Genomic DNA, 8,625 nt, shown 5'->3' with positions numbered 1-8,625 from the left:
CGGGTCGGCCGGGGGCGGCGCGGCGGCGACGGGGACGCGGACCACCGCGCCGCAGTCGCAGCCCAGTTCCGGCTGCGGCCAGTGGCACCGGTGGCCGCAGGACGGGCAGTTCACCGCCACCCACAGGTTCTCCCAGGTGCGGTGGCCGACCTCCTCCGGGGTGCCGTCACGGAGGACGGGCAGGGTGACCGGCGCGCCGCAGGAACAGGGGAAGGTGGGCGGTGTGAACGACTGCTCGCGACGGCACGCGGGACACCGCACCGGCACGTTGTCTGTCATCGGGGCGCTCCGTGGACGGGGGCGGATGCGGTATGCGTCCATGCTCCCCGAAGCGGTCGGCCGCGGCGAGGTACTTGGGCGTTTAGTCCCCCGCAGTGGGGGCGCCGTGTTACGGCTGACGCAGTAGGTTTACGGCGTGAGATTGAGGGTTGAGTTCACCACCGAACCGTTCGACCTCGACGAGGTGCCACCGCACGCCGTCGCGGCCCGTGAGACCGTCCAGGCCGCCCCGCTGGACGCCGTCGACGTCGGCCCCTTCGGCAACACCGCGGAAGGCGGGGCGGAGGCGGTGCTGGCAGCCGTCGACCGGCTGCTGCGCAGCTCCCTCGAAGCCGGTGCCACCCGCATTTCGCTCCAGGTCAACGTGGTCAGGGAGGGCGAGGCGTGAGCGTACCGGCCGACCACCCCTTCGCCGCCGCGGTGCGGCCGCTCGTGGACGCCATGGGCGGCGAGATGATCGCCCCGGACCGGGCCAGGGGCGACGATGTGGTGCTCTCCTGGGAGGGCCGCCCGGTGGTCGCCGTAAGGCTGCCGCATATCTCGGACTCGCTCGATCACATCCTCGCCGACCTCCAGCGCCGCCACGGCGTGCCGCTCTCGGCTCTCGACCGCAAGACCAAGCAGTCCGTCGTCCGCCAGCTCGAACAGCGCGGCGCCTTCTCGGTGCGCCACGGTGTCGAAACGGTTGCCGGAGCCCTCGGCGTGAGCCGCTTCACCGTCTACAACTACCTCAACCGCGAGAAGAACGGGGACTGACCGAGCCCCCTCGTTACACGCATTTTTCAACAAAGTGTTGACGTCCGGCGAGGGCGCCTCCTAGCTTGCGATAGTGACTTCCAGTGCTCCGCCGGGGCTGGCCCGGTTCAACGCGGTGGCCGACCGCGCCGCCGCCGGGCTGCTGCACGAGGTGTGCGCCAGCCGGGCCTGGGGCGCCGCGGTCGCGGGCGGGCGGCCGTACGCCACCGTCGGGGAGCTGCTCGACGCCGCCGACGTGGCCATGGCCGGGCTGACCGCCGCCGACCTCGCCGAGGCGATGGCCGCGCATCCGCCCATAGGGCGACCGGCGCCGGGCGACGCCGCCTCGGCCCGCGAGCAGAGCGGGGTACGGGACGCGGAGCGCGCGAAGCTGCTGGAGCTGAACCTCGCGTACCAGGAGCGCCACGGCCAGGTCTTCCTGATCTGCGCCACCGGCCGCACCGGCGAGGAGATGCTGACGGCGCTGCGCGAGCGGATCCACCATGACGCCGACACCGAGCGCGAGATCATCCGCACCGAACTGGGAAAGATCAACCGCATCCGGCTGACCCGGCTGGCGGAAACCCTTCGGGCCCCGCGGGCCCCGGCGGAAGGAGAGCGGTGATGGCCGGCGGTGCCACCTCCGTGTCCACCCACATCCTGGACACCAGCATCGGCCGCCCCGCCGTGGGCGTGGTCGTCGAGCTGGCCGTCCGCTCCGGACCCGGCGCGCAGTGGACGGCGCACGCCGACTCCCTCACCGACGCCGACGGGCGCTGCAAGGATCTGCCCGACCTCCCCGAGGGCACCACCCACGCCCGGCTGCGCTTCGAGACCGGGCCGTATCTGACCCACGCCTTCTTCCCGGAGGTCGCGGTCGCCTTCGCCGTCGAGCCGGGCGAGCACTACCACGTACCGCTGCTGCTCACCCCGTTCGGCTACTCCGTCTACCGAGGGAGCTAGCACCCATGCCCACGCTCGGCCCGAACAGTTACGGCAAAGCCGAAACCCGCGTCGTGCGGGTGGTGCGCGACGGCGCCGTGCACCACCTCAAGGACCTCAATGTCTCGGTGGCGCTGTCGGGAGAGATGGCCGCGGTCCACCTCTCCGGCAGCAACGCCAATGTCCTGACGACCGACGCCACCAAGAACACCGTGTACGCCTTCGCCAAGGAGCACGGCATCGACACGGCCGAGGAGTTCGGCATCCGGCTGGCCCGCCACTTCGTCACCAGCCAGGAGCCCATCCACCGCGCCCGCATCCGCGTCGAGGAGTACGCCTGGGAGCGGATCCAGACGGCCGGGGGCGCCGCGCACTCCTTCGTCCGCCGCGGCCAGGAGGTGCGCACCGCCCAGATCGCCTACAACGGCGAGCGCTGGGAGGTGGTCTCCGGGCTCACCGGCCTCACCGTCCTGAACACCACGGACTCCGAGTTCCGGGGCTATGTCAAGGACCGGTACACCACGCTGCCGGAGACCCGCGACCGCGTCCTGGCCACCGATGTGCACGCCCGCTGGCGCTACGGCTGGAGCGATGACACCCGGCCGATGCCGGACTGGGACCACGGCTACGAGGAGGCACGCGGCCATCTGCTGAGCGCGTTCGCCGAGACCTACTCCCGCTCGCTTCAGCAGACGCTCTACGAGATGGGCGCGCGGGTGATCGAGCGCCGCCCCGAGGTCGAGGAGATACGGCTCTCGCTGCCCAACAAGCACCACTTCCTGGTCGATCTGGAACCCTTCGGCCTCACCAACGACAACGAGGTCTACTTCGCCGCCGACCGGCCGTACGGGCTCATCGAGGCCACCGTGCTGCGGGACGGCGCCGAACCCCGGATCCCGACCGACTGACCGGCTCCCGACCGACTGAACGGATCCCCACCGACTGAACGGCTCCCCACCGACTGACCGGATCCCCCTTGACTCATCCGACGGAAGGGCCACGCTCCGTGCACCGCATCGTCATCGAGAACTGCGCCGTCGCCACCGTGGACGCGCGGGACACCGAGTACGCGTCCGGCCATGTCGTCGTCGCCGGCAACCGCATCGAGTCGGTGGGCGAGGGCCGCGCGCCGCAGGGCCTTGAAGACGTCGTCCGCCGGATCGACGGCACCGGACACCTGGTCACCCCGGGCCTGGTCAACACCCATCACCACTTCTACCAGTGGCTCACCCGCGGCCTGGCCCAGGACAGCAACCTCTTCGACTGGCTGGTCGCGCTCTATCCCGTCTGGGCGCGGATCGACGAGCCGATGGTCCACGCGGCGGCCCGCGGCTCGCTGGCGATGATGGTGCGCGGCGGGGTCACCACCGCCATGGACCACCACTACGTCTTCCCGCTCGGCAGCGGCGATCTGCTGGGCGCCGAGATCCGCGCGGCGGACGAGCTGGGCGTGCGGTTCACCGCCGCCCGCGGCTCCATGGACCTCGGCGCCTCCGCCGGCGGGCTGCCGCCGGACTTCGCCGTGGAGTCCACCGAGGACGCGCTGGCCGCCACCGAGCGGGCCATCGACGCCCACCACGACCCGGAGTCCGACGCGATGCTGCGGATCGCCGTCGCGCCCTGCTCGCCGTTCTCCGTCTCCACCGAACTGCTCCGCGAGTCCGCGGTGCTGGCCCGCCGCAAGGGCGTACGGCTGCACACCCACGGCTCGGAGACGGTGGAGGAGGAGAAGTTCTGCCAGGAGCGGTTCGGGATGGGGCCGACCGACTACTTCGAGTCCACCGGCTGGCTGGGCGAGGACGTGTGGATGGCCCACTGCGTGCATATGAGCGACACCGACATCCAGGCGTTCGCCCGGACCGGCACCGGAGTGGCCCACTGTCCCTCGTCCAACGCCCGGCTCGCCGCCGGGATCGCCCGGGTCCCCGATCTGCTGGCCGCCGGCGTACCGGTCGGCCTCGGCGTGGACGGCACCGCCTCCAACGAATCCGGTGAGCTGCATACCGAACTGCGCAACGCGCTGCTGGTCAACCGGCTCGGCGGCCACCGCGAGAAGGCGCTGAACGTCCGCCAGGCGCTGCGCCTCGGCACCTACGGCGGTGCGCGGGTGCTCGGCCGCCAGAACGAGATCGGCTCGCTGGAGCCGGGCAAACTGGCCGACCTGGTGCTGTGGAAGCTGGACGGCCTCGGCCATTCGTCGATCGCCGACCCGGTCGCCGCCCTCGTCCTCGGCGCCCCCGCCCCGGTCACCCTGTCGCTGGTGAACGGCGCTCCGGTGGTGGAGTCGGGCCGGCTGCTCACCGTGGACGAGGACGAGATCGCACGGGAGGCGCGCAGCGAGGCGCGACGTCTGGCCCGTATCGCCGCGGACGACTGAACGCCACGCCGATTCATCGGATGGGTCGCTGAGGTGACTGCCTAAAGGCCGTCACCAGCGGCCCATCGATGCGTTCGGGCCCCGTTGACATCCCATCTTTACGGCTCTAGGTTCCCGTACGCGGCTGGCCAGCCCTCCTGTCCGACCACCCATGAGCACAGGAGCCGCCATGCGCACGTCCAGACGACGGGCCGTCATCCCTCTCCGAGCGCTCAGCCTTCTGCTCGGCATGGTGCTGGCGACGATCCTCAGCGGCCCTTCCGCCGCCACCGCGGCGCCGGCGGCGCCGACTGCGGCGCGGGAGCCCGGACCCGGCACCGACTACGCGACCGACGATCCGTTCACCTCCGACCGCACCGGCTGGTGGCGGCAGGACCGCTTCGGGATGTTCATCCACTTCGGCGCCTACTCCCAGTTGGAGGGCGAATACCAGCGGGCGGACGGGACCGTGTGCCGCGACGCGGAGTGGATCAAGCGAAGCTGTCAGATCCCGATGAGCGAGTACGAGGACGCGGCCCAGGACTTCGATCCCGCGTCCTTCGACGCCGAGGCCGTCGTCAAGGCGGCCAAGGCCGCCGGGCAGCGCTATATCGTCATCACCTCCAAGCACCACGACGGATACGCGATGTGGCCGACCAAGCAGAACACCTGGAATCTGCGCGACCACTCCTCCTTCGACCAACGGCGCGACATTCTGGCCGAGTTGAAGTCCGCCGCGGACGCCGCCGGGATCAAACTCGGCTTCTACTACTCGATCTGGGACTGGCACGACCCCGACTTCGCCGACCCCGCCACCTTCCCCCGCTATGAGAAGCGGATGTACGCCCAGCTCAAGGAGCTGATCGACGGCTACCATCCGGCGCTGCTCTGGTTCGACGGGGAATGGGACGCGGACAACCCCGCCAACACCTGGTCCGCCCAGGACGGCGAGCGGCTCCAGAGCTATCTGCACGGGCTCGACCCCGATCTGATCACCAACAACCGGGTCGGCAAGCGGCGCGTGGTCGACGGGGATTACGGAACGCCCGAGCAGGAAATCCCGGACGCGCCCGTGGCCGGGCAGTTGTGGGAGAGCTGTATGACCCTCAACGGCCACTGGGGCTTCGCCAAATACGACCAGGACTGGAAGTCGCCCGCCACCCTCACCCGCAATCTCCTCGATATCGCGAGCCGCGGCGGAAATTACCTCCTCAATGTCGGCCCCGACAAACTGGGCCGCGTTCCCCAGCCCTCCGTCGACCGGCTGCGCGAGATCGGCTCCTGGCTGCGGACCTCCGGCCAGGGCCGCGCGGTGTACGGGGCCGGGGCCACCGGGCTGGTCGACGAGCCGTCCTGGGGCGCGGTCAGCCGGTCGGGCGACCGGCTGTACGCGTCCGTCACCTCCTGGCCCGGCGCGGGGCGGCCCCTCCACCTCACCGCCAGGGCGCCGTTCACGGTGACCGGCGCCCGGGTGCTGGGCAGCGCACAGCGAGTCGAGGTGGCCAAGGCGGGCGACGGTTTCGATCTCACCCCCTCCGGCGGACCGGCCGACCCCACCGCCTCGGTGATCGAGCTGACGGTGAAACCGGCCCCGGCGGCGCCCGAGGGCCGGGGTCAGGGGCTGCGGGAAGAGATCTTCGCCAATGAGACCTTCACCGGGCCGCCGGCCGTCACCCGGACCGACCCGGCCGTCAACCACATCTGGAGGTTTGCCGGCTCCCCGGCCGCCGAGGTCCCCGCCGACCACTTCGGCGTCCGCTGGACCGGCTTCCTCCAGCCCCGGCACAGCGAGACCTACACGCTCACGACCGTCTCCGACGACACCGCGCGGGTGTGGATCGACGGCCGTCTGGTCATCGACCACACCACTCCGCATGAACCACAGGTCGACAAGGCGACTGTCGCACTGCGTGCCGGAGGCAAGCACGCCATCAGGATCGAGTACACCGAGCAGACCGGTGAGGCTCATATGAAGCTGCTGTGGTCCAGCCCCAGCGTGCCCCAGCAGATCGTGCCGCGCTCCCAGCTCTACACGCCGTAGCGGCGGCCGGGGCCCCGGAGCGTATCCGTATCCGTACGGTCCGGGGCCCGCGCGGCCGAACGGGCCCGATCAGCCCAGCAGTTCGTACGCGGGCAGCGTCAGGAACTCCGTGTAGTCCGCGTCCAGTGCGACCCTCAGCAGCAGATCGTGCGCCTGGCTCCACTTGCCCGCGGCGAAGGCGTCCTCGCCGACCTCCTCGCGGATCGCCGCCAGCTCCTCGGCGGCGACCTTTCGGACAAGATCGGCGGTCACCTTCTCGCCGTTCTCGAAGACCACCCCCGCGTTGACCCACTGCCAGATCTGGGAGCGGGAGATCTCGGCGGTGGCCGCGTCCTCCATCAAGTTGAAGATCGCGACGGCGCCGAGGCCGCGCAGCCATGCCTCGATATAGCGGGTGCCGACCTGCACGGCGTTGCGCAGGCCGTCATGGGTGGGCCTGGCGTCCAGCGACGCGACGTCGATCAGCTCGGCCGCGGTGACCCGGACGTCCTCGCGCAGCCGGTCCTTCTGGTGCGGCCGGTCGCCGAGGACCGCGTCGAAGGAGGCGCGGGCGACCGGGACCAGATCCGGATGGGCGACCCAGGAGCCGTCGAAACCGTCGCCTGCCTCACGGTCCTTGTCGGCCTTGACCTTGTCGAACGCGACCGCGTTGACCTCGGGGTCGCGGCGCGAGGGGATGAAGGCCGCCATGCCGCCGATCGCGTGCGCGCCGCGCTTGTGGCAGGTGCGGACGAGCAGTTCGGTGTAGGCGCGCATGAACGGGGCGGTCATCGTGACCGCGTTGCGGTCCGGCAGGACGAAGCCGGGGCCGCCGTCGCGGAAGTTCTTGACGATGGAGAAGAGATAGTCCCAGCGGCCCGCGTTGAGCCCGGAGGCATGGTCGCGGAGCTCGTAGAGGATCTCGTCCATCTCGTACGCCGCCGTGATCGTCTCGATCAGAACGGTGGCGCGGATCGTCCCTTGCGGAACCGAGAGATGGTCCTGTGCGAAGACGAAGACGTCGTTCCACAGGCGGGCCTCGAGATGCGACTCGGTCTTGGGGAGGTAGAAGTACGGCCCCTTGCCCTGGGCGAGCAGCCGGCGGGCGTTGTGGAAGAAGTACAGCCCGAAGTCGACCAGGGCGCCGGGGACGGGGCGGCCGTCGGCGGCCCGCAGATGGCGCTCGTCGAGATGCCAGCCGCGCGGCCGGGTGACGACGGTGGCCAGCGCATCGTCGGGCCGTAGTGCGTAGCTCTTGCCCTCGGGGGAGGTGAAGTCGATCCGGCGCTCATAGGCGTCGATCAGATTGAGCTGGCCGCCGATCACATTCGCCCAGGTGGGGGCGGAGGCGTCCTCGAAGTCGGCCAGCCAGACCTTGGCGCCGGAGTTGAGGGCGTTGATGGTCATCTTGCGGTCGGTGGGGCCGGTGATCTCCACCCGGCGGTCCTCGAGGGCGGGCGGGGCGGGGGCGACGCGCCAGTCGGGGTCCTCCCGGATATGGGCGGTCTCCGGGAGGAAGTCCAGCGTGCTGGTGCGGGCGATCTCGGCGCGGCGCTCCGCGCGGCGCGCGAGCAGCTCGTCCCGGCGCGGGGTGAAGCGGTGGTGGAGCTCGGCCAGGAAGGCCAGGGCCGCGTCGGTCAGCACCTCCCCCTGACGCTCCAGCGGTTCGGCGTCGACGATGGCCAGCGGGGAAGGCGCTGGTGCGGACATGGGCCGTCACTCCTTAGACGAGTCCTGGCTGGACGCTCGCAGTCATTTTGTCTAGTGGATAATAAGTTTCTCATAGTGGAAGTTCAATCTTCTGTTGAAGGTCGCGTCCATGGCCCCCTCGACGTCTCATTCCAGCAGCGTCAAGTCCTCGGGGGTGTCGATGTCGTCCGTACGGGCGATATCCGAGCAGTCGACGAGCGTGATCGCGGACCGATGCGCCCGCAGATAGGCGCGTGCCCCCCGGTCGCCCTCCGCACTCGCCGTGATATCCGCCCACCGGTCCGCGCCGAACAGCACCGGATGCCCCCGCTCCCCGCCGTACGCGGCCGCCGCCAGCGTGGACGGCGAGCGATACGCGGCCACCACCCGCGCCACCGCCTCGGCCCCGATCCCCGGCTGGTCCACCAGCGCGATCAGCGCCGCCCGCGCCCCCGTACCGGCCAGTGAGCCGAGCCCGGCCCGCAGCGAGGAGCCCATGCCCTGCTCCCAGTCGGGGTTGTCGACCAGGACGTACCCGGGCAGGTGGGCCCGTGCCCGTACGGTCGCGGCCGCGGCGCCCAGCACGATGTGCACGGGCGCGCAG

The 8,625-nt window shown here is 70.8% G+C and carries 9 protein-coding genes and 1 pseudogene; 7 read left to right on the top strand and 3 right to left on the bottom strand.

All coding sequences use genetic code 11. The features are described 5' to 3' along the window. Positions 1-279 (bottom strand): annotated as a pseudogene (locus KN815_RS42895) (hypothetical protein); the annotation flags it as partial. Between the two features lie 136 nt (positions 280-415). Between KN815_RS42895 and KN815_RS42890 the strand changes: the two are divergent. From KN815_RS42890 to KN815_RS42860, 7 genes are all read left to right on the top strand, one after another. Then, complete coding sequence (locus tag KN815_RS42890; protein ID WP_216347177.1) at positions 416-667, top strand: hypothetical protein; 252 nt, start codon at positions 416-418, stop codon at positions 665-667. Beyond that, positions 664-1,035, top strand: coding sequence for a helix-turn-helix domain-containing protein (locus KN815_RS42885; protein ID WP_216347176.1), 372 nt, complete (start codon positions 664-666; stop codon positions 1,033-1,035). Before KN815_RS42890 ends, KN815_RS42885 begins: the two co-directional genes overlap by 4 nt. 73 nt (positions 1,036-1,108) lie before the next feature. Then, on the top strand, positions 1,109-1,639 hold the full coding sequence (gene uraD, locus KN815_RS42880; protein ID WP_216347175.1) for a 2-oxo-4-hydroxy-4-carboxy-5-ureidoimidazoline decarboxylase: 531 nt from the start codon (positions 1,109-1,111) through the stop codon (positions 1,637-1,639). Further along, positions 1,639-1,977, top strand: a complete 339-nt coding sequence (gene uraH, locus KN815_RS42875) for a hydroxyisourate hydrolase (protein WP_216347174.1) — start codon at positions 1,639-1,641, stop codon at positions 1,975-1,977. The genes uraD and uraH overlap by 1 nt, the downstream gene beginning before the upstream one ends. A 5-nt stretch (positions 1,978-1,982) precedes the next feature. After that, positions 1,983-2,864, top strand: a complete 882-nt coding sequence (pucL, locus tag KN815_RS42870; protein ID WP_216347173.1) for a factor-independent urate hydroxylase — start codon at positions 1,983-1,985, stop codon at positions 2,862-2,864. Positions 2,865-2,962: 98 nt separating this feature from the next. Then, positions 2,963-4,333 carry an 8-oxoguanine deaminase gene (locus KN815_RS42865; protein WP_216347172.1) on the top strand — a complete coding sequence of 457 codons (1,371 nt, stop codon included), beginning with the start codon at positions 2,963-2,965 and terminating at the stop codon, positions 4,331-4,333. Positions 4,334-4,502: 169 nt separating this feature from the next. Beyond that, positions 4,503-6,353, top strand: coding sequence for an alpha-L-fucosidase (locus KN815_RS42860; protein WP_216347171.1), 1,851 nt, complete (start codon positions 4,503-4,505; stop codon positions 6,351-6,353). 69 nt (positions 6,354-6,422) lie between these two features. Here KN815_RS42860 and aceB read toward each other — a convergent pair whose 3' ends face one another. Together aceB and KN815_RS42850 are read right to left on the bottom strand one after the other, a co-directional pair. Then, entirely contained in the window at positions 6,423-8,042 is a 1,620-nt protein-coding gene (gene aceB, locus KN815_RS42855; protein WP_216347170.1) for a malate synthase A, read from the bottom strand. 126 nt (positions 8,043-8,168) lie between these two features. Continuing rightward, positions 8,169-8,625 (bottom strand): nucleotidyltransferase family protein (locus KN815_RS42850; protein ID WP_216347169.1); only part of this gene is annotated, 457 nt, incomplete at its 5' end.

It is taken from the genome of Streptomyces niphimycinicus (genome assembly GCF_018883605.1).
In the GTDB taxonomy this organism is placed as follows: Bacteria; Actinomycetota; Actinomycetes; order Streptomycetales; family Streptomycetaceae; genus Streptomyces; species Streptomyces niphimycinicus.
This window is presented reverse-complemented; position numbering and strand designations above follow the sequence as displayed.